The 22,277-nt window shown below is 40.9% G+C and carries 13 protein-coding genes; all 13 read left to right on the top strand.

From position 1 onward, the window contains the following. The first annotated feature begins 9 nt into the window (after window positions 1–9). The 13 genes from SJY45_RS15715 (at window position 10) to SJY45_RS15655 (ending at window position 22,254) form a co-directional block, all read left to right on the top strand. Entirely contained in the window at window positions 10–1,035 is a 1,026-nt protein-coding gene (locus tag SJY45_RS15715; RefSeq protein WP_400071950.1) for a LacI family DNA-binding transcriptional regulator, read from the top strand. Between the two features lie 164 nt (window positions 1,036–1,199). After that, complete coding sequence (locus tag SJY45_RS15710; RefSeq protein WP_215913994.1) at window positions 1,200–2,168, top strand: YafY family protein; 969 nt, start codon at window positions 1,200–1,202, stop codon at window positions 2,166–2,168. Between the two features lie 176 nt (window positions 2,169–2,344). Next, on the top strand, window positions 2,345–3,235 hold the full coding sequence (locus tag SJY45_RS15705; RefSeq protein ID WP_215438620.1) for a sugar phosphate nucleotidyltransferase: 891 nt from the start codon (window positions 2,345–2,347) through the stop codon (window positions 3,233–3,235). 68 nt (window positions 3,236–3,303) lie between these two features. Next, the gene (locus tag SJY45_RS15700; RefSeq protein WP_400071948.1) at window positions 3,304–4,299 is read left to right on the top strand and encodes a phosphotransferase enzyme family protein; all 996 of its coding nucleotides are present in this window, start codon (window positions 3,304–3,306) and stop codon (window positions 4,297–4,299) included. Window positions 4,300–4,460: 161 nt separating this feature from the next. Continuing rightward, window positions 4,461–8,591: a two-component regulator propeller domain-containing protein gene (locus SJY45_RS15695; protein WP_400071946.1), complete on the top strand. Its 4,131-nt coding sequence runs from the start codon at window positions 4,461–4,463 to the stop codon at window positions 8,589–8,591. Window positions 8,592–8,967: 376 nt separating this feature from the next. Continuing rightward, window positions 8,968–12,063 (top strand): SusC/RagA family TonB-linked outer membrane protein, encoded by a 3,096-nt coding sequence (locus tag SJY45_RS15690; protein WP_400071945.1) that lies wholly within the window; start codon window positions 8,968–8,970, stop codon window positions 12,061–12,063. Window positions 12,064–12,075: 12 nt separating this feature from the next. Then, a complete protein-coding gene (locus tag SJY45_RS15685) occupies window positions 12,076–13,884 on the top strand; it encodes a RagB/SusD family nutrient uptake outer membrane protein (protein WP_400071944.1) in 1,809 nt (602 codons plus the stop codon). A 27-nt stretch (window positions 13,885–13,911) separates the two neighbouring features. Next, window positions 13,912–14,373, top strand: coding sequence for a DUF5018-related domain-containing protein (locus SJY45_RS15680; RefSeq protein WP_400071942.1), 462 nt, complete (start codon window positions 13,912–13,914; stop codon window positions 14,371–14,373). 73 nt (window positions 14,374–14,446) lie between these two features. Further along, a complete protein-coding gene (locus SJY45_RS15675) occupies window positions 14,447–16,003 on the top strand; it encodes a sulfatase (RefSeq protein WP_400071940.1) in 1,557 nt (518 codons plus the stop codon). Between the two features lie 12 nt (window positions 16,004–16,015). Continuing rightward, on the top strand, window positions 16,016–17,524 hold the full coding sequence (locus SJY45_RS15670) for a sulfatase (RefSeq protein ID WP_400071938.1): 1,509 nt from the start codon (window positions 16,016–16,018) through the stop codon (window positions 17,522–17,524). A gap of 81 nt (window positions 17,525–17,605) precedes the next feature. Further along, window positions 17,606–19,048, top strand: coding sequence for a twin-arginine translocation signal domain-containing protein (locus tag SJY45_RS15665; protein ID WP_400071936.1), 1,443 nt, complete (start codon window positions 17,606–17,608; stop codon window positions 19,046–19,048). 87 nt (window positions 19,049–19,135) lie between these two features. After that, window positions 19,136–20,737, top strand: coding sequence for a sulfatase (locus SJY45_RS15660; RefSeq protein WP_400071934.1), 1,602 nt, complete (start codon window positions 19,136–19,138; stop codon window positions 20,735–20,737). Window positions 20,738–20,751: 14 nt separating this feature from the next. Continuing rightward, window positions 20,752–22,254 (top strand): alpha-L-fucosidase, encoded by a 1,503-nt coding sequence (locus SJY45_RS15655; protein ID WP_400071932.1) that lies wholly within the window; start codon window positions 20,752–20,754, stop codon window positions 22,252–22,254. The last annotated feature ends 23 nt before the right edge of the window (window positions 22,255–22,277 follow it).

The raw sequence follows: 22,277 nt of genomic DNA, 5'->3' as shown, positions 1-22,277 counted from the left end.
TTTTATAAAATGAGCAAAAGACACAACACCACTTTAAAGGAACTTGCAGAAGAATTAAATCTTTCCGTATCAACCGTTTCGCGTGCCTTAAACGACCATCCGGATATAAATACAAACACAAAGCAAAATGTAAAAGACTTGGCGCGAAAAATGAACTATTCGCCCAACTTGTTCGCACGAAGTTTCCGGTCTCAGAAAACGAACATCATAGGGGTAGTCGTCCCCAACATTTCTCACTACTTCACTTCTACGGTTCTTAAGGGCATATTGGAGGAAGCCGAAAAACAGGGTTACCGAATAATTATATCAGAATCTAATAACAGCGAAGTCAAACAGACGGAAATGCTCAATACCATGACCCAGTTTGGAGTTGATGGTATATTAATGTCGCTCACCAGAAAAATTGAAAAAATAGACGACCTCCTACAAACTTTGAATCGGGTACCTGTTGTCCTGTTTGACAAAGTTTCCCAAAAAATACCGTGTACCCAGATTGTTATTGATGAAGAACAAGCAGCGTTTAATGCCGTGGAGCACCTAATTGAGTTAGGAAAAGAACGCATAGCCATTATAAAGGAAACGGAGAATTCATACAATTCCGAAAAGCGCTATGCAGGTTACCTTCGCGCTTTGGAACACCACGGCATCAAAATTCGCGAAAAGATTATTTTAAGTACGGAAGATATCTCACTTATTCACGGTAGGCGCCTTACCAACATTCTTCTAAGTATGAAAAAAAGGCCGGATGCCATTTTTGCCATTACGGACAATGCCGCCATTGGAGCCATAAAGGCGCTCAATAAATTTAAGGTAAAAATTCCTGAAGAAATTGCGGTAGTAGGCTTTAGTAACTCCGCAAATTCCAAAATTATTCAACCGGAACTAACTACCGTAGACCAACCAGGTGACAAAATTGGTCGCACCTCTGTTAAGTATCTTATAGAGGAAATTGAAAACCCGTCCCAAGACGTCATCACTAAAACAGTTGAGATTAAAACCACACTGGTAGTCCGAGATTCTTCCCTACGTGCTTAATTTCAGCTCTTTTTTGGTAATGCTGACAAGCTGTTGTCACCTTCTCCCATTTTCTTTGTGCTTACAAAATGTACGCAAGGTACGTGAACAGCTAAAAAATGAAATTCCGAAATTATTCAGGTCAGTCTCTGAAGTTTTATCTTTGGAATATATACCGCACTCTTATGGGATTGGATACCATTAACAGATTTGACCGCATAGTAGCCATATTAATTCAACTGCAATCAAAACGAATTGTAAAAGCACAAGAATTGGCCGATCGTTTTGATGTAAGCCTCCGCACCATTTACAGAGATATTCGCTCTTTAGAAGCATCCGGGGTACCCATTTCAAGTGAAGCCGGTGTAGGGTATTCAATTATGGAAGGGTACCGTCTCCCCCCTATTATGTTTACAAGAGAAGAAGCCTGTAGTTTTGTTGCCGCAGAAAAATTGATGCAAAAGTTTACGGACACCTCATTGGGCACCCATCACAAATCGGCCATGTATAAGGTAAAGTCGGTTTTAAGGGGAAAAGAGAAAGATTGGGTATCTACGCTGGAAGCACAAATTTTAATAGACCCGTCCCTAACTCCTTTTGATGAAAACATACCCAACGCACTGGAAATCCTATTTGAAAGTATAGCGGATAAAAAACAGGTATCTCTAAAATATCATTCTTTGAATGCGGAAAAACCATCCGATCGTTTTATTGAACCTGTAGGGCTTTTTCACGAGAATAATTTTTGGTACGTGCTTGGCTATTGCCACATAAGAAAGGATTACAGACAATTTAGAACGGACCGAATGCTGCGTATTGGCAGAAGCCACCATCCTTTTACATTAGAACATGGCTTATTGGACGAGCACTTGAACAAACAGCCCGAAAGGAAAAAAACCAAGGTTGTGATTTCTATAGACAAAACTATTGCTCGGTACATTTCGGCTGGAAGAAAACAATATGGTTTTGTATCTGAAGAGGTGAAAAAGGACAAAGTTCTTATGACCTTTATGACTTCGGACATTATAAATGGCTTCCCCAGGTGGTATCTTATGTTTTGTGATTACGCCGAAATTCTAGAACCTAAAAGTTTAAAAAACCGAGTTATCGAAATTCTGAAGGAGGCCCAAAACCGACTCGCACAAAATATTTAAAAGACCTGCCGCGCCTTTATTTCAATTTACAAACTCTAAAAAATGCACCCATTATCAGCCAAACCATCAATCCTTAGCAATCCACAAGATGTCAAAAAATTGTTATGTAAATAGAAATGACCTACAAGTTTTCAGGTTAAAACCTTATTTTAGCGGCTCTCAAAAAAAAGAAAGACATGACCTTATTATTAATGGCCGCTGGTAGCGGTAGTAGATACGGAAAACTAAAACAATTTGACGATTTAGGCCCTAACGGCGAATTCTTAATGGAGTTTGGCATCTATGACGCCCTAAAAAACGGCTTTGACCATATTGTTCTCATTACTAAGAAGGAAAATGTTTCTTTGGCTGAAAATCATTTAAGACCAAAATTACCCGCCAACATTAAACTAGATGTTTTGGCTCAAGAAATTACAGATTTACCGGAAGGATGTTCATTCTCAGGGGAGCGTAAAAAACCTTGGGGTACGGCGCATGCCGTTTGGACTGCTAGAAACGTGATCAATGGTCCTTTTGCAGTTTTAAACGCAGATGATTTTTATGGTCAATCCGCTTATGAAAACGCGGCTAATTTTGCCCGAGAGCACAATAATGATAATACATTTGCCCTAGTTGGGTATACCTTAAAGAATACCTTGTCCGAACATGGTTCCGTATCAAGGGGAGTTTGCCAAGTGAACGGAGACGATTTGATCTCTGTTGATGAGCGCTTAAAACTTGAACCTAAAGATGGTAAAGTACTGGATCTTGATTCTGGCAACGAATATACCGGTGAAGAGCAGGTGAGCATGAACTTTTGGGTTTGCCAACCTTCTATCTTCGATAAAATCGAAAGTGAGTTCAGAACGTTCCTAGCTGATGATAACCTAGCTACAACTAGCGAACTATACATTCCTAAAACGGTTCAAGAAATGCTACAGGCGGGAGAAATAAAAGTAAAGGTAGTACCTTCTGGCGGTGATTGGTTTGGTGTAACGTACGCCAGTGACCGTGAAAAAGCCGTTGCCAACCTTCAAGGCAAAACAGATGCGGGCAAGTACCCTTCTCCGCTTTGGCCAAAACAATAATGAGTAGGTATTCCATAGAACACCTTAATGAACTATTAGGGCACTTTTCGGTGCCCCGAACAAAGTACTTGATCAAACCGTTAACAGACGGTTTGATCAATGATACTTTTTTGGTTTTTGATGGTCCTACCCCACTCTACATATTACAACGTGTAAACCATCTAGTTTTTACAGATGTAAAAGGGGTCATGAACAACATTCAACAGGCCTTTATCTATTTACAGGACCACGACTACAGTAAAATAACCTTGGTACCGCCACAAAACGGAAACAGCCATTATATCTCCCCAATAGGAAACCATTGGCGTCTAATGACGTTTATTGATGGTAGCACGGCATACAATACTACGGAAGACACTAATATTGCTTTTGAAGCGGGAAGGATAATTTCCAAGTTCAATTTACTTTTACAACAAGCGGATTTAAATGATTATGTAGATACTATACCTCAGTTTCATGATATAGCATTAAGGGAAGACCAATTTAAATCTGCCCTTAAATCTGCTGCTTCAAATAAATTGGAAACTGCCCAAGAGGCCATAGCTTTTACCAAGGCGGTCTTAAAAAAATTTTCCATATTAGATTTAACGAAGTTACCGCTTAGGGTTTGTCATAATGACACCAAACTAAATAACATTCTCTTTTCAAAAGAGAGCAACAAAGCGCTTTGTCTTATTGATTTGGACACGCTTATGAAAGGCTATTTCCTTTACGATTTTGGCGATGCCGTACGAACTATAGCCAATACCGCCGCAGAGGACGAAAAAGACCACAGTAAAATTGTTTTTAACGAAGCTCTATTTGAAGCTTTCATAGACGGCCTTGCAAAAAACAGTTCCTTCTTAACCAAGACAGAAATTCAAACGTTACCATGGGGTGCTGTTCTCATGCCCTTTCTGCACGGTATACGAGCATTAACGGATTACCTGAAAGACAACATCTATTATAAGGTAGCTTACGAAAATCAAAATTTGGACCGTAGCCTAAGCCTATATAATTTTACAAAAAAAGCATTGGACCGTATGAGCTATATGGAAAAGGTGGTAAACGAAAAGTTGTCTTAAATTGAATACACCCCTGTGCCAAATGCGCACGGGCACTTATTATTTATTTTAGCTCCAACAAACCTGGAATAAAAGCTAGATTAAACATCAACTATAGTATTTTTACTACCTTGAAAATATATTTCCAATATCATATAGGTACTAAATCGGTTTCTGGTTTTATGTCCAAAAAAGTTTACTCCATACTTGTATGCCTGTTCTTCTTCCTGTGCCTTTCGGCGCAAGAGGGCGACCTTAAGTTTTCGCAAAATTACACGATTTCCAACGGGTTGGCACATAACGGGGTAACCTCCATTCTTGAAGATTCAAGAGGTTATATTTGGGTAGGCACCTTTGAAGGCCTCAACCGTTATGATGGATACGAATTCAAGACTTTTAAAAACACCCTAAACGATGATGTCTTTGTAAGTAACCGTATCAGGTCTTTAAAAGAAGATTCCAAAGGGAACATATGGATCGGTACGGACGAAGGAATATCTATATATGATTACAACCTAGAAAAATTCACGAATATTTACTCCAATCAACTTGCCAAGAAAGGAGTTAAAGGGCCCGTGGTCAGGGATATTGTCATTGATCAGAATAACGGAACCGTACGCTGTGCTACGGAGAAGTACGGCATTTTGGTCTTTAACGAAGATTATACCTTAAAGGAAGAGTATGTACCTACCGCTTTCTATAGTAACGGAGCAGTAGAATTCTATAACTCTATTTCTATTGATGATACTATTTCTCTTTATGCTACTTCTGCTGGGTTGCTTTCATTCAACCTGAAAAATCAACAATTCACTAAAGTAGCCGAGAATACTATTGATAATAGCGAGTCTGTAATGCGTATGGACGAAACTTCTTTTTTAGTTACGCTTAAAAAAGGATTTGCTATTCTAGCATATGAAAAAAAGAACAATAAGTATGTTTATAAAATAGTAAAGAATAACCTCTTAGCCACAGAAAGCTTTAATAGTTCGGGCTTTGATCATCAAAACAATCTTTGGTTGGGAACGCTTAACAATGGTGCGGTTCGCATCAACACTACGGATAGCCTAAAGTATGATTCCACCATAGACTATTCGCTTTTTAAATTCCAAAACAAACAGCTTCGTATCAGTTGCTTTAAAGCTACATCCAACAACAGGTTTTGGGTAGGTTCTTTTGACAAAGGTCTTTTTAGATTTGACCTCAAAAAAAATCCGTTTAAGGAATTTAAAGGCAAAAGTCCTTATGAATTTGGGGTAAGTGACCGCCATTTAATTCACATAGCCCCACTGGACAACCAAAACGTATACCTCACAAAAAACCAAGGAGGTCTTGCCTTGTTCAATACCAAGGAAGCAAAATTTAAACCCTTGCCCTTTACGTTTGACGAAAAAAACGAATCGCAGATTTCTTCGGTTTACGTAGATTCTAAAAAACGAACATGGATGAAAGTAGCCAATAAGGGCTATTTTAGGCTGAATCCAGGAGAGAAAAGGCCACAACCTATCAATACAAGTTCCCTGCCCGAATTTTCGGAAATTGATTCTTATAAAATCACAGAAGACAAGAAGGGAAACATCTGGCTGGGAACTAGAATAGGCGTCTATAAGTTGACCATAGACGAAGAAGGTTCTGTTACCCGAATAGAAGCCTTGAACGACAACCCCTATTTTGAAGATTCTAAAATGATCTTGGCCCGTTACGTATATGCAGACCCAAAGTATGATCTTATCTGGGTGGGCACCGCAGAAGACGGCCTCTTTAGAATAGATATTGAAGATGACCCATTGCTAAAAGACGCAGAGGTCAAACATCTACGGATGGACAAAAAAGAGGGCGGGCTACCCAATAATTTTGTATCGGCCATAATCAGGTCCCCAAGCGGAAACCTGTGGATAGGAACGGAAGGTGCCGGAATCTGCAAAGTAGAAAACAGTGAAAACGAACCTATATTCATTCCCTACTCCGAGAAAGACGGCCTTTCCAACAACGTTGTTAAAAGTATAAACGTAGATAGCCAAGGTAATTTGTGGATAGCCACCAACGTTGGCCTGAATAAATTTTACCCTGAGGAAAAAAAGTTCAGAAAGTTTGGAAAAGAAGACGGTTTGCCCTTTGAAGATTTCTGGTATGCTTCGGGCTATCTGAACAACGGTACTTTGGTCTTGGCCGGTCTGGAAGGCTTTTCTTTCTTTAAGCCCAAATCTATAATGGATGCGGAGCCTTTACCGGTACTGCACTTTGGAAACTTTAAGATTTTCAATCAGACTATATTCCCACAAGACACCATTAATAAAAGGGTCTTACTATCCGAACGGCTCCATAGCGGGCAGACCTTAGATCTCAAATACAATGAGAATGTCTTTAGTGTAGAAGCATTGTCCCTACATTTTGCATCAACTGAAAATCATTTTTTAAAATACAGATTATTACCTGTAGATCAAAATTGGTTTCAGACCACTTCGGACCAACGGATGATCAATTACAATGGTCTACAACCCGGAACCTATTCCTTAGAAGTAGCGGCATCAAATTCTATTGGAGAGTGGACTGCGCCTAAGACATTGAACATAATTATTTCTCCTCCGTTTTGGAAAACTCCCTTGGCCTATATTCTCTATACCTTGGCCTTCCTTCTAATTCTAGGTGTCATTCTATACAATATTTTCAAAGTACAGTCGCTGCGCTACAATATTCAACTAGAACAAATAGAAAAAGATAAAGTAAAGGAGGTTAATGCGGCCAAACTTCGTTTTTTCGCCAATATATCCCATGAGCTTAAAACACCGCTCAATCTTATTTCCAGTCCGGTAAAACTTCTATCGGAACGGTATAGAGACAATATAGATTCTCAAGAAAAGTTGAACATCATTGCTAGGCAATCCAAAAAAATAGGGCAGCTCATAGACCAGATTCATGATTTTGAACGTGTAGATGCCAACTTAATGGAGATGGACTATTCAAGATTCTATTTTGATGAGTTTATAGAAAGTATAGTCCCAGATTTTCATTTCCTGGCCTATAATAGCCATAAAAGGTTACAGGTTATTTCCGATGATTCCAACATAGTAGTATCTGCAGATCGCGATAAGCTAGAGAAAGTTTTCAATAACCTCTTAAGCAATGCTTTTAAATATACAGTTGCCAATGATGTCATTACCATAAAGTATGTTAGTGAAGATAAAGACCTACTTGTTTCCGTAACGGATACCGGAAGAGGTATAGATGATGATGACCTGCCCCACATTTTTGAAAGGTTTTACCAATCACGAAAAAGAGAAAGTGTACATTCAACAGGTTCAGGTATAGGTCTTGCTTTTTCCAAAAAATTAGTGGAAATGCATTACGGCTATTTAGAAGCATTTAGCGAAATAGGGGTAGGCACAACCATAACGGTACGCCTACCGGTGGTTAAAAAAGAATCTGCGGATGACCAGGCCCTAAAGGAAAAAGCCATAATATCTGCCGAAAACAAAGTTTCCAATGCCGAAACTACGATAGCAAAGACCGAAATTTCCAAGATAAAAACCAGCGGAGATTACACGGACCACTTGATTTTCTATGTAGAAGATGTCTTGGATATGCGGCTATATGTGTCAAAAGTACTCTCTAAATTCTTTGAGGTAAAAACCTTTACCAATGGCAGGGAGTGTTTGGATGCTATGGAAGACCAATGGCCAGATCTGGTAATCAGTGATATTCAAATGCCCGTCATGAACGGACTTGAACTTTGTAAACGTATAAAGGCCGATATTAAGACAAGCCATATTCCGGTAATTCTGCTTACAGCATTGAACGATATAGAAAATCAGATTCAGGGTATTAAGGATGGAGCGGACGCGTACATTAAAAAACCATTTGATGCCCGCCGGTTGGTTGCCCGCACCGAAGCATTGTTGGAAAACAAAAAACGATTACGGGAGCGTTTTAAAATTGGTATTCCGCTTACGAAGGACAATAACCTAAACATTAGAAACGACAACGCATTTCTTGAAAAGCTATACCATCTTATGGCCCAGAACCTGGACAATCAAAATCTAGATATGGACCAAATTGCACGTCAACTTTATCTTAACCGGACACATTTTTATCAAAAAGTGAAGGCATTAACGGATAAAACTCCGTTTGAAATGCTAAAAATGTACCGTCTGAAAAAAGCAGCGGAATTATTGGTACAGCAACCGGACTTATCCGTAAACGAAGTTTATACGATGACCGGATTTAAAAGCCGAACGCATTTCAGCAAACTTTTCAAAGAAATGTACAATACCACACCGGGTAAATATTCAGCTCAGAATAAAAATACTTCTTCATAACGCCAAGCGCACAGAACTAACCGCTCTCCTACTACTAAAATTTCCGAAGTCATAGCCTTGAATATCTTAGGCGATTTTACGCCTCAAAACTCATTTGTTTCAAGGGATCACTCTTGACCTTACATCTACAAACCCCTTCCACAAAGGGTCTTTAGCTACTGTTAACCACCTCTAAAACACTACAAAAGAAAACCTTCTGCTGGTCTGCCCTAAAATTTTAATAGCCATCAGTTTGAATTTAAAGAGACATAAAATTTACGCTTGAATACATCATTTTTTGCTTGAAAAATACCTTTGTTTCTCGCTATTGTTAAAAAATTAACATTCCAAATAGCGCCTTTCACTCAACTTAAATTTTTTATAACTCAACTCAAACATGAAAAAAAACAGACCTAAAATTCCACAGCGTTGGTTGTTTTCGCTTTGCTTAATGATGTTGCTCATATGCAGCTTCTCTTTTGCACAAACAACAGTTAACGGAACGGTAATAAGTACCGAAGACGGTATGCCGCTTCCCGGTGCCAATGTCTTGGTAAAAGGAACCAGTATTGGAATTGTTACCGATTTTGACGGTAATTATTCTATTGATGTTCCTGCTGGCTCGGACATTTTAGTATTCAGCTATATTGGGTACAGCACCCAAGAAGTTACTATTGATGGAAAAACCACAATAGACATTTCATTAGACACGGATTCTGCCAAATTAGACGAGGTGGTAGTTATTGGTTACGGTACATCTACCAAACGAAAAATGGTTGGAGCGGTTACCACGTTAGCACCCGAAAAATTGGAACAAACCCCTTTCAACAATGTTGGCGAGGCCTTGCAAGGACAAGTATCCGGTCTTATTGTAGAAAACAGTGGTGGTGCTCCCGGTAGCTCTCCGGCTATCTCCATTCGTGGTGGTGGCTCCCCTTTATACGTGATTGACGGGGTCATTACAGAACAACAAGATTTTCAAACCATTAACTCCAATGATATTGAAAGCATCAGTTTTCTTAAAGATGCTGCGGCAACCGCTGTATATGGTTCAAGAGCGGGTAACGGTATTGTTTTGGTAACGACCAAAAGAGGCAAAGACGGAAAAATAAACGTCAATTACTCCTACAATTACCAAATGAGCCAACCCACTATATTACCGGAAATGATGAATTCCTATGAATTTGCACAGGTTCAAAATGCTGCAAGTGCCTATGAAGGCATACCGGTTCCGTATTCCCCGGAGCAATTAGAAACCATCAGGACCCACGCAGACTTGGACACGTATCCGGACAATAACTGGCCAGACCTGACCCTTAAGGAATTTGCTCCCGAGCAAAGGCACAATCTTTCACTTTCCGGAGGAGACAAAAAAACCAACTACTTTGTTTCTATGGGGTATATTGATGAAGGAAGTCTGCTTAAACAAGATGTAGTAAACTATACCAGGTTCAACATTAGAAGTAATGTTACCACCAAGTTTGATAAAATAGGTCTTGAGGTTGGCGTAAACCTCAACTCCAGTATTGAAAACTACGAAGAACCCTCTGCGGGTATGTTTGGTGTTTGGCGAGCTGTAAACCAAAATACCGACCCACTTTACAGAGGTTATAATCTAGACGGCACACTGGCCGGGGGCGGCAACGGAGACAATCCACTTGCCTTAACGGATAAGGACGCGGGTTATAACAAGACCCGGGATAAGTTCATTAATGCACAGCTAGACGTAAAATGGCAAGTTCCCAACATAGAAGGTTTTAAATTAGGGGTAATGGCCAACTACCGTGATGGTGATGGTTGGGGTAAATTATGGGAATACAATGTTCCGCTCTACATGCAGGACGGCTCACTGACACCACAAACACCACCGGCCTTGAGCTTAAATTCATACTACAGTAATAGATTGTATTTTGAATCTAGTGCTTCTTACTCCCGCACCTTTGGCATGCACGGTCTTGATGCTACCTTTGTGTACAACCAGACTACCAGCAAATATGCAGATTTAGGAGCTTCAAGAAGAAATTACCTGTCCGGTGCCGTAGACCAACTTTTTGCCGGTCCGGCCGTGGGTAAAGACAATGACGGTAGCGAACAGGAAGCCGCCAATGCAGGTTATGTTTTCCGTTTGAAATATGACTTTGACTACAAATATATCATTGAGCTTAGTGGTCGTTATGATGGTAATGACAATTTTGCCCCTAAAAAAAGATGGGGATTCTTTCCTGCCATGTCATTTGCATGGAATATTGCCGAGGAAAATTTTATGCAAAAGCTTAAAGAGGATAATATCATCAACTCCTTAAAACTTAGAAGTTCTTATGGTAAAACAGGTGTCTCGGAAGGGGTAAACAGATTTGGTTATATCCCCGTATACAATCTTGAATCTGGCGTTTATACTATTGGTAATGCCTTGGCAAACGGTTACTCAGAAGGCAATTTGGTAAATCCGGACGAACTCACTTGGTACAATAGGGAATCGTTCAACTACGGATTGGATTTCTCTACATTCGGAGATAAATTTAGCGGTACCCTAGAGTATTTCTACTACTTAACCACAGGGTTTTTGGTAAGTCCACAAAATGTGTACTCCCAACCTTTGGGCAAACCTTTGCCTCAAATTCGCTCAGGTTCTAAACAACGTAGAGCCGGTTATGAAGTTTCGCTACGTTACAAAGGAAACATCAACGAGTTTAGATTTGGGTTAGGCGGTAACGTTTCTTATTTCAATCAATTATGGGAACAACTGGATACCGAAGACCAAGCTACACTCAAAAACCCATACACAAGGGAAACCCATAGGACCGATTACTGGCAAGGTGGAAAAGTATTTGTTACTGACGGATTATACCAAAATGACAATGATATCTTAAACACCCCACGTTTGCTAAGTTCTACGGAAACTCAAGGTGGGGATATCCGCTATGTGGATTCTAACGGAGACGGTAAAGTGGACGAGCAGGATAAACGCTTGCTAGGCCTTCCTTCTCAACCACGCCTTACCTACGGTATAGATTTTAATATGAGCTACAAAGGATGGTTCATGAACGGTCTCTTTCAAGGTGCCGGAAACCGTTATATTGGTTTTGATCGGTTTATTGCCGCAGAAGCCAAACGCTTAACGTATATCTATCAATTGGACTATTGGACACCGGAAAACCCGGGTGCATCCTACCCTAGACCGGTTACTTCAGTAGCCGTGAACGGAGGCAATAATGATATTGTAAGCAACCCTTCGGATTACTTTTTAAAGAACGCCAAATATTTCAGGTTAAAGAATATTCAGCTGGGTTATGACCTAAAGAAAACGTTTTTAGCGGATAACAACTGGATTTCTTCCTGTAAAATATTTGCAAGTGGTACCAACCTGTTTACCATTTCTCCGGTAAAAGACTTTTTTGACCCAGAACAAGTGCAAAGTGCCAACAACGGGATAAACAGCTACGGCTACCCAGTACAACGCACGTATTCATTTGGTGTAAACCTAGGATTTTAATTCAAAAAAATAATGATGAAGAACTTATATATAACCCTGTTTTCTGTTTTGATCGCCCTCATGAGCTTCTCATGTAGCGACGACCTTTTAGATACCAAACCCTTAGACAAGTACACTGAACAAGATGTGTGGAGCGATGCTAATCTTGCCCAAGGTTTTATTTATAACACCTATAATTCGGTATTGCCTGAATTATTGGTCAACCCGGAAGATCCAGACCCAAAAGGAGGTGGCGCCGGTAATGACGATTTTACCGATAATACCGTTTTGGTAAATGCCAACAAAGTGGCCTTAGACCTGATCGATCAATTTTATGACGCCGGTTGGGCCAAAAACAACTCTTATTATTTCTACGGAAGGGCTCCATTAGGGTTAAAATCCCCTATAAAACAAAATTCTTTTGAAGTCATCAGGGACTGTAACTTGATCATTGAAAAAGTGGCCGCTTCGGAAGGCATCCAGGAAAACATCAAACCTAAATTGATTGCACAGGGCAAGATGTTACGTGCTTTAATCTATTACTCAAAGGCACGTTTGTTCGGTAAATACGTAATTGTAGATAAGGTGCTTACCCCTGAAGACGATTTAAAGTTACCACGATCGGAAACGATAAAAGAGACCTATGATTTTATCATCAAAGACTTACAGGAAGCAGCTCTAGATTTACCCGTTTCTAGCAATGTAGAGACTGGCGAACTTACAAAAGGTGCCGCATATGCTATGTTGGCAGAAATTGCATTGCACGGCGCTGCATATGTTGAAAGTGGAAAAGAAGACTATTACAACATTTCCAAAAAAGCAAGCGAAGACTTATTTGCGCTAGGGTACAGTCTAGACCCTAATTACGGAGAATTGTTCAACAATTACACCAATGCATTAAATTCATCGGAAATCATATTAGGGCTATACACCAATATAGATGCTACGCTCTGTGTATTGACTCCAATGCAACGTATTGTTCCTAATATGGAGGTTGCCAAAACGGAAGGTACCCCAAAACTGAACGAATCATTTTTAGGGTGGACTACCGCCATGCCTTCTGCCGATTTGGTTGATGATTATTTGGTAACCGATACGGACGGAGTAGCAAAAAGGTGGAACGAAACCTCATACTATCAAGATTTTGAGACTAACGGAGGGTTTCTTTCCGATGCTATATATAACGAACATCGCGACGCCCGTTTCTTTGCTTCTATTGTACAGGATTCCTCAAAACTTTTTACCAATACCATTACCACTAGAGTTGGTGGCAATATGCATTATGTACAAAGTACGAAGGGTACTGAAGCATCCACTATATCCGGCTATTTTATAAGAAAGGGTATTTATCCTGATATTGAAGGATACAAAGCGGTAAACTTCACAAATTACCATCAGGTCATTACCAGATTAGGCCGTGCCTATTTGAACTATGCTGAAGTTATGCTGCGCCTAAACGATGCAGAAACAGCGGTTCAATACATCAACAAAACCAGGGTTGAGCATGGCAAACTACCGGAGCTTATGGCAGGCATGACCTTAGATCAAGTTTGGGAATGGTACAAAATTGAACGTCGCGTAGAATTGTTTTTTGAGAACGATAGATATTGGTCCCTTTTAAGATGGGGTAAAGAAGAAGGCGGAGGTATCATTTCGGAATTAAACGACAAAGAATATACCTTCTTTGAAATTGCAGCAGATGGCAAAGGCTTTGAAAGCGTACCCGTAATATTAAAACCGGGCAATCAGAAAAAACGCTTTTCTACAAGACGCTACTTATTTCCTGTTCCTGAAAACGAGCGTATCCTAAATGAAAAACTAGATCAAAATCCAGGCTGGTAAACTAACGCACAACAAAATTCGTATAAAATGAAAAATATAACATACTTACTATTCTTGCTCGTAGGCATTACAATGACCTCTTGCCTGAAATCAGATTTAGAAGAGCTGCCCACATTCAACGAGGCCGAAATTACCAATTTCAGATTCGAATATAGATGGATTGATGACACACAAGACTTTAACCGCCTACAAGTGGTTCAATTGAATGTAGAAACGACCATAGACACGGTTAATCAAAAGGTAGCCTGCGCCATAACTGTGCCGCCTGCCAATGGCGATTTTCCGGAGGAAGTACGGTCACAGGTAAGCCTTTCGGAAATAGTGGGCTACGCAGATATTTCTACGGCAGCTACGTTGGCCCCGGCAAACGGAGCCCCTGCCCTTGGTGAGATTGGCGATTTTAGCACCAACCCTATCAGTTACGAAGTTATAGCGGCAGATGGCACCAAACTTACTTGGGGTTTAACCATTACGGAATTCAATAAATAGGGCAAGGTATGTATCCCTACTCCTAGTTTACGTTGCACAAACAATTTGTAACTTTCTTGTAAAAATCAAGATTATGATAACATATGCTTTTCCAACTTTTCAGTCCCTTTTAAAATTCGGTATGGTAGGCGTGTTGGCCTTTTTGAACATTCCTACCAGTGAAAATACAGTAACAAAAACAGAGCGCCCTAATATTCTGTTCTGTATTGCGGATGACGCTTCAATGAAGAGTTTTGGTCCTTATGGAGATACTTTCATCAATACGCCGGAAATAGACCAACTGGCCAAGGATGGATTGGTATTTCAAAATGCATATAACGGCAACCCTAAATGCTCACCGGCCCGGGCCTGTATTTTAACAGGCAAGTACAGCTGGCAGCTAAAGGAAGCCGCGGACCATAACGGACGTTTTCCTCTGGAATTTAAAACCTATCCGCATTTATTGGCTAAAAAGGGCTATCGTGTGGGGTATACTGGCAAAGGTTGGGGTCCTGGTGTGTATGACACTAAGGACAACCCCGCAGGGCCGGAATACAACACCATAAAACTAGAACCGCCGTATAAAGGAATTACGGATGTTGACTATGCCGCTAATTTTGAGGCTTTTCTCAATGAAAACCCTACGGATACCCCGTTTTGTTTTTGGTTGGGAACCAAAGAACCCCATCGTTTTTACGAATTGGATTCTTGGAAGAAAGCGGGCCGAAGGTTAGAAGAAGCCAATGTACCGCCCTTCTATCCAGATAATGAAGTGGTTCGTGGTGATCTATTGGATTATGCAAACGAAGTAGAGTGGTTTGATACCCATGTGGGTAAAGCAATTAAAGCTCTTGAGAAAAAAGGGCTGCTAAAAAACACATTGGTCCTCATAACGTCTGACCATGGTATGCCGTTCCCAAGGGTAAAAGGCCAGATTTATGAAGAAGGTTTCCATATTCCGTTGATTGCTTATTGGAAAGGAAAAATTGTTTCCGGCCGTACGGTAAGCGATTTCGTTAGCTTTTCTGATTTGGCCCCTACTTTTATGGAGGTAGTGGGTGAAACGCCTCCCGAACAAATGACGGGAAGCAGTCTTACAAAACAACTTTTTTCTTCGGAATCCGGTAGGATAGATAAAAATCGGGACCATGTGCTTTTAGGCAAAGAACGGCATGATATAGGACGCGCCAATGAAGACGGAACCGACCTAGCCTATCCGGTAAGGGCCATCAGGAACGACTCGCTCTTATATGTTCACAATATAAAACCCGAGCGATGGCCCGTGGGCAACCCAGAATATGGCTTTATGAATACGGATGGTTCTCCTACCAAAAATTACCTAACCTCCCTTAAACCGGAAGATGAGGAGTACCCTTTCTTTGAGATGAATTTTGATAAGAGACCGGAACACGAACTTTATAATATTGAGAAAGACCCGCACTGCATCCATAATCTGGCCAATAAACCGGAAAATGCAACGGTCATCAAAAAGCTTCGTACCCAAATGGAGACGGAACTTATTGCTCAGGGCGACCCTAGAACACTGGGCAAAGGGGACATATTTGATAATTATATCTATTACGGTAAGCGATTGGATTACAAAACCGGAAAACGTATCGCCCCACTCAAGTACATAAAAAAACCCGAATAAAAATTTAGCCCTATGCATCTAAAACCAAGGTCTTTTTATTTTGTATTGTTATTCCTTGCCTCGTTCGGGTACAACTGGGCCCAAGAAAAACAACCCAATATTATTTTTGTCCTTGTGGATGACCTTGGTTATGCCGATGTTGGTTTTAATGGCTCTACTTATTTTGAAACTCCGGCATTAGATGCTTTGGCCAAAGAAAGCCTGGTTTTTGACAATGCCTATATGTATCCTACTTGTTCGCCCTCAAGGTCCGCACTTTTTACAGGAAAACAATCCTTCCGAACGGGAGTGTACACGGTTCCTGTATTGGAGAAAGGAGATGCTCAAGAAAATATATTCTCTAGATGGACGGTTGAAAAGGAACATCCCATTTACGCCAAACCCCTTGCCGAAATCGGATACAAGTCTATTCATTTGGGAAAATGGCATATTGTAGGTCCTTATCCAGAAAAAGAACTGGCCATGAAATGGCCTATTCAACAACGATTGGACCAACCCCAAGCGGGAGATTTTACCTGGGTAGAAAACCATAAGACCTCAACCGTAAAACAATACTATCCTGAAGGAAGGGGCTTTATTGAAAATGTGGGCGGCACCTTTAGAGGCGACCCCGCCCTAGAAGAAGGTGGGTACAAAAGTGAACGCGGAGGGTATCGCGCTCCGTTCAGCAACCCGTTTATAACTCCAAAATCCAATGACGAATGGCTTACGGATAGATTGGCTGACGACGCCATTGAGTTTATAGACCACCATAAAACCGACCCATTTTTGGTCAACCTCCATTTTTACGCGGTTCATCGTCCTATAAAAAACAGGAACGACGCACTTTTTAACAAATACATGAGCAAGCCTGGGGACCCCGTAACGGGGCAAGGAATAGGCAAGAATAAAGAACGGATGGCCAGCTACCCCACCATGGTAGAATCTATGGATGAGAACATTGGTAAAATCATGGCGTACCTTAAAAAGAATAAGCTAGAAGAGAACACCATTTTAATTATTACCTCAGATAATGGCTATCACCCCATAGCCTCCGAGAATCTAAAGTTGAGAGGTGCCAAAGGAGAAATTTATGAAGGCGGAATAAAAGTGCCAGCACTAATTCACTGGCCCGGCAAGATAAGAGCCAGAAGAACTGAAATCCCTATTTCAGTTATGGATTATTTCCCCACCCTAATGGATGTGGCCAACATTGCGTATAAAGGTCAATTAGATGGAAAATCCCTTACTCCCCTATTTAAAAAAGACAACTCTGATTTTAAGCAACGCCCCTTGTTCTGGCACATGGCTAGCCAATATAAACACGGCACATGTTCCGTAATCCGAAAAGGAGATTACAAGCTGATCCAATTCTTGGCAGATGGAAAACTAGAACTTTACAATCTAAAGACAGACCCTAAAGAAACCAAGAACTTGGCCCAAGACCATACCAAAACAACACAAAAATTACTTGATGAGCTGGTAGCATGGCGGGCTTCAAACAAAGTGCCGTTACCGCCAAATTCCATTCTCACCAAGTAAGTCAAAAAAAGTACCATTTTACCTAAAGGTGGCCAACCGGTAAATTTCACCAAAACACTCACGCTCCAAGAATAGTACAACATGAACAACCGAAGAAATTTTATAAAAAAAGCTGGCATGGGTGTTGCCCTAGCCGGGGTTACCGGCCCAATGGCGGTAAAAGCTGCTTCTACACATTATGAGGTAGCAAGCAAAAAAGACCCAACCCAAGGAGAACAAGTAAAAATAAAGGTTACCAAACCCCTATTCTGCCCGTACAACAGTGATGGCACCCCTGCTCAAAAAGGTGGTGATGCCTACTATTTCTTAAGCGATGCATTTACCCATAATCCGTTTACGGTTCCAGCTAGTGGAATGAGCGGTTCCCCTATTATCCGCGATGCCGCCGGTAAATTCGTTGGTTTTATGACCACTTTTGGTTTTGAAAATTCTACTTTCAGTTTTGATGGAAAAGAAACCCTTACCATAAACGTTCCTGAGGGACAGGAACTTTTTGTTGATGAAAGCGGTAATGGCGATGATGCTTGGAAAGCCTACAATACCCAGATGATGCAGCGCCTGAACATTCAGCCCTACAAAGTATTCCCTCACTTTTGGGCAGATGTAGAATATTGTACTTGGGTAGAGCAGAAAATACAATCCAATGTTCCCAAAGGGCACTTTAATCTACTGAATCACGACTTTGTAGCGAAGTATTTGGATAAAATTATCGAATACGGATATCCTAAGGGAAAAATGACCTTGGACCATGGCTGGGGCCAATTTCCGGACGGTAGTTTAAACTCTGGTTACGGCTCGTGGCATCCGGACTCCAAAAAGTTTCCAGATTTCAGAAAAACCATGGACCTTATCAACGAAAAAGGGTTTACGCCCGGCCTATGGATAGCATTTCCTAAAATACATGGCTCCAGTATTGCTGCCCAGAACAACCCTAATCTTTTGGGGGCTTACAGAGCGCAAGGCAAAACGGAGTACGACAAGGGTGTGCGATGGCTGAACCCCAAGGCAGATATTTTTGAGTACGCTTCGGAGACGATCCACCGCTTTTATAAAATGGGGGTGCGCAAATTTAAAATCGATATGTCTTACAACACTAAATCTGATATGTTACACATCCATAAGGAATTGTACAAAGCAGCAAAAGGCATTGACCCTACCATTGAAATGGAATTTCACGTTCCGGATATTTTCTTTACCAAATTTACCGATGTTACCCGTACCAATGATGTATGGCTAAACGATAAATATGACTGGCCCGCCCGTGTAAAGACCCATTATGAAATTTCCTTTAAATCCTCACCAGGCCGGGGCATTAACCTAGACCATATTGGGGGGAATGCCGAAAAAGATATTACCGAGGAGAAATACCTAAGACATTTGGAAATGTTCAAATCCAAAATTGGATACCCATTGGTTTCGGTACTTCCACACCATATCAGCCAGAAGTGCGTTGAAGCTACCGGTGATTATTTATGGGATTATGAAAAAGGACCTAGACACATTATTTCCGATTTTTATTCCTAAAGACAAAATTTACCTTAATGTACCGAGAGAGACAATAGATAAACTAGTACATACACAAGTTTACCTTATTTCTATTTCATTTGGACTATGGAAATCATTGCCCTTATGACGCTTTTGATAAAGAAACACGTATCTCTAGTTTTATTTTTCTGTGTTCTTATGCTCGTCTCGTGCGGAGAGACTCCCAAAACATCTCAAAAGGAAACCAATGATAACCGCCCTAATATTCTTTGGATTACTATTGAAGACTGGAGCCCGGACCTATCCTGTTATGGCACAAAGGGTATACATACACCAAACGTAGATAAATTGGCCTCGGAGGGTATTCGTTACAATAACGCCTTTACCACCTCTCCCGTCTGTTCTACCTCACGCTCGGCAATGATGACCGGTTTTCATCAAAATTACATTGGAGCCAATCAACATCGTGAATATAACAAACAACCCCTACCCCATGGTATAAAGCCCATTCCTAAACTCTTGGAAGAAGCCGGATATTTCACCACTCTAATGAGTTGGAAAACCGATATGAACTTTTTACCGGACACTAAGGAAGAGCTCTTTATGAATACCAATGATTGGGCAGACCGCAAACCGGGACAACCCTTCTTTGCCAGAATCACTTTTGGAGGTACGCACCGCTCCTGGAACCGAGACCCCCAAAGACCTATTAATATAAGTGATGTTGAGCTTCCACCTTATTATGCAGATACTCCCTTTGTTCGTCGCGATTGGGCCAATGGCCTTGAACAAATGCAATTGGTAGATCGGGAAATAGGCAGTTTATTAAAACGACTTGAAGACGAAGGGTTGGCCAATAACACTATTGTTTTCTTTATTGGTGATCATGGCCGTTGTCACATACGAGGCAAACAATTTTTGTATGATGGTGGGACCCGCATTCCCATGATTATGCGGTGGCCGGGCCAAGTAGAACCTGGGCAAGTAAATGACGACTTGGTCATGTCTTTGGATATTGATGCTACCATACTTGATGCCGCCCATGTTACACCGCCAGTTCCCCTACACGGAAAAAACCTCTTAGGTGATGAGGTAAAAAACAGAAAGTACGTTTTTGCCGCCCGTGATAAAATGGACGAAACCCATGATGCCATGCGCTCCATACGGTCAAAAGATTATAAGCTCATTCTTAATTTAATGCCCGAAAGACCATATTTACAGTATAACCAATACAAGGAAAACGCTTACCCGGTATTGGCCGAAATGAGCATTATGTACCTAAAAGGAGAGCTTACTCCCGAGCAAGCCGCCTTCTTTGCCCCCGTAAAACCGCAAATTGAGCTATATGACCTACAAAAAGACACATTTGAGGTAGACAATGTAGCCGATAACCCCGAATATAGCTCTGTGAAAAAAGAGCTGTTGGCCCAACTGCAGAACTGGCGCACCCATGTTATTAAAGATAAAGGTGTAAGTGAAGAGTTTAAGGCCCTTGGCGTTTTTCCCGATAAGAATCCATTTTCAACAGTGGACGAATGGGTAGCCAAAAACCAAAAAAATTATGATTTTAACCGTATAGGCTGGCCGTCATGGTATCCTACTAAAACACTTCAAGAATGGCAAAAGGCCCGTGACAAATGGGAACCCTATGTTATGAGAAGCGCAACCGAAGATATACCTCGTCCTGAAATTGGCATTATCACCAAAAAGAAAACGAAAAAGAATTAAAGCCAAAATTCAGAATGACAACAAAAACCAAATTTGCACAAAAAGTAGCGATCGTCCTTTTTTTATTTATGGGGATAACCGCATTGCACGCTCAAATAAAACCAAAAAAATTCCAGCCAGAATGGGAATCTATAAGAGCCGGATATGAGATTCCAGAATGGTTCAAAGATGCCAAATTCGGTATTTTTTTACATTGGGGCCCTTACGCCGTACCCGCATACAGTAGTGAAAAATATCCAAAAGGCATATATGACCCCAAATGGTCCAAAGGTGGTAAAAAGCCTTACACCTATCACCGTGAACATTATGGAGACCCTTCAAAATTTGGGTATAAAGACTTCATACCTGAATTTAAGGCCGAAAAGTTTGATGCCAATGAATGGGCTACTCTGTTCAAAAATGCCGGTGCCCGTTACGTAGTACCTGTTGCGGAACATCATGACGGCTACGCCATGTACGCTTCTAACCACACCCGCTGGAACGTGAAGGATACAGGACCTAAAAAAGATGTTATGCGCCTATTGTCCGATGCGGTCAAAGCCAAAGGGATGAAGTTTGGAGCATCATCCCATTTTGCGTTACACAGGGTTTATTATGAAAAAGACGACCCAACTTGGGACACCAACAATCCTGAATTTTACGACCTGTACGGTGAGCCGGTAGGTAATGATACGTTACCCACCAAAAAATTCCTAAACCTATGGTGGAATCGTACCACGGATATTATAGATAATTATGAGCCGGACTTGCTCTGGTTCGATTTTGGGTTGGACAAACCCGGTTTTGAGGTCATGCACAAAAAAATACTCGCCTACTACTATAACAAAGGTGAAGAATGGAACAAGGGTGTTGTTTTTCAGGACAAGAACATGAGAAACAAATCCTTTCCTGAAGACCTTATTGTGTTAGATATTGAACGTGGCCGTATGGATGGCATTTACAAATACCCTTGGCAAACAGATACTTCAATAGGAAAAATCTCTTGGGGCTATGTAACCAATGAAGAATACAAAACTTCCAATTACCTATTGGATGAATTGATAGACATCGTAAGCAAAAACGGATGTTTATTATTGAATATAGGCCCTAAAGCCGATGGAACCATTCCCTCAGAAGCAAAAGAAATACTGAACGAAATGGGCCAATGGCTAAGTCTTAATGGCGAAGCAATTTATGACACACGACCTTGGACCATCTTTGGCGAAGGCCCTACAAAAGTAGAAACAGGTCATCATTCCGAAAAGAAAAATAAGGAATCCGGTCCGGAAGACTTTCGTTTTACTACCAAAGGAAAAACCCTTTATGCAACGGCATTGGGCTGGCCACAAGATGGCAAATTCACAATAAAATCACTTTCAAAAAATAATCCCAATACATCAAAACGAATTAAATCTGTAGAATTCATAAGCGGTAAGAACAACATAAAGTGGAAACAGTCCTCCAAAGGTCTTTCCATATCAGTTGACGGCCAAAAGCCTTGCGAAGCAGCCTACGTTTTTCGTATTCTATTGGAATAAAACATATCAAAACCTATTTTTCA

It is taken from the genome of Zobellia russellii (assembly GCF_044597075.1).
In the GTDB taxonomy this organism is placed as follows: domain Bacteria; phylum Bacteroidota; class Bacteroidia; order Flavobacteriales; family Flavobacteriaceae; genus Zobellia; species Zobellia russellii.
The sequence above is the reverse complement of the archived record's forward strand: the minus strand, read 5'-3'. Positions and strand labels throughout refer to the sequence as shown.

Bases quoted from the DNA above. Each gene is read 5' to 3' on its own strand.
- SJY45_RS15705 (WP_215438620.1), top strand. From the start codon at position 2,345: ATGACCTTATTATTAATGGCCGCTGGTAGCGGTAGTAGATACGGAAAA.
- SJY45_RS15710 (WP_215913994.1), top strand. From the start codon at position 1,200: ATGGGATTGGATACCATTAACAGATTTGACCGCATAGTAGCCATATTA.
- SJY45_RS15655 (WP_400071932.1), top strand. From the start codon at position 20,752: ATGACAACAAAAACCAAATTTGCACAAAAAGTAGCGATCGTCCTTTTT.
- SJY45_RS15660 (WP_400071934.1), top strand. From the start codon at position 19,136: ATGGAAATCATTGCCCTTATGACGCTTTTGATAAAGAAACACGTATCT.
- SJY45_RS15695 (WP_400071946.1), top strand. From the start codon at position 4,461: ATGTCCAAAAAAGTTTACTCCATACTTGTATGCCTGTTCTTCTTCCTG.
- SJY45_RS15715 (WP_400071950.1), top strand. From the start codon at position 10: ATGAGCAAAAGACACAACACCACTTTAAAGGAACTTGCAGAAGAATTA.
- SJY45_RS15685 (WP_400071944.1), top strand. From the start codon at position 12,076: ATGATGAAGAACTTATATATAACCCTGTTTTCTGTTTTGATCGCCCTC.
- SJY45_RS15680 (WP_400071942.1), top strand. From the start codon at position 13,912: ATGAAAAATATAACATACTTACTATTCTTGCTCGTAGGCATTACAATG.
- SJY45_RS15670 (WP_400071938.1), top strand. From the start codon at position 16,016: ATGCATCTAAAACCAAGGTCTTTTTATTTTGTATTGTTATTCCTTGCC.
- SJY45_RS15690 (WP_400071945.1), top strand. From the start codon at position 8,968: ATGAAAAAAAACAGACCTAAAATTCCACAGCGTTGGTTGTTTTCGCTT.
- SJY45_RS15675 (WP_400071940.1), top strand. From the start codon at position 14,447: ATGATAACATATGCTTTTCCAACTTTTCAGTCCCTTTTAAAATTCGGT.
- SJY45_RS15665 (WP_400071936.1), top strand. From the start codon at position 17,606: ATGAACAACCGAAGAAATTTTATAAAAAAAGCTGGCATGGGTGTTGCC.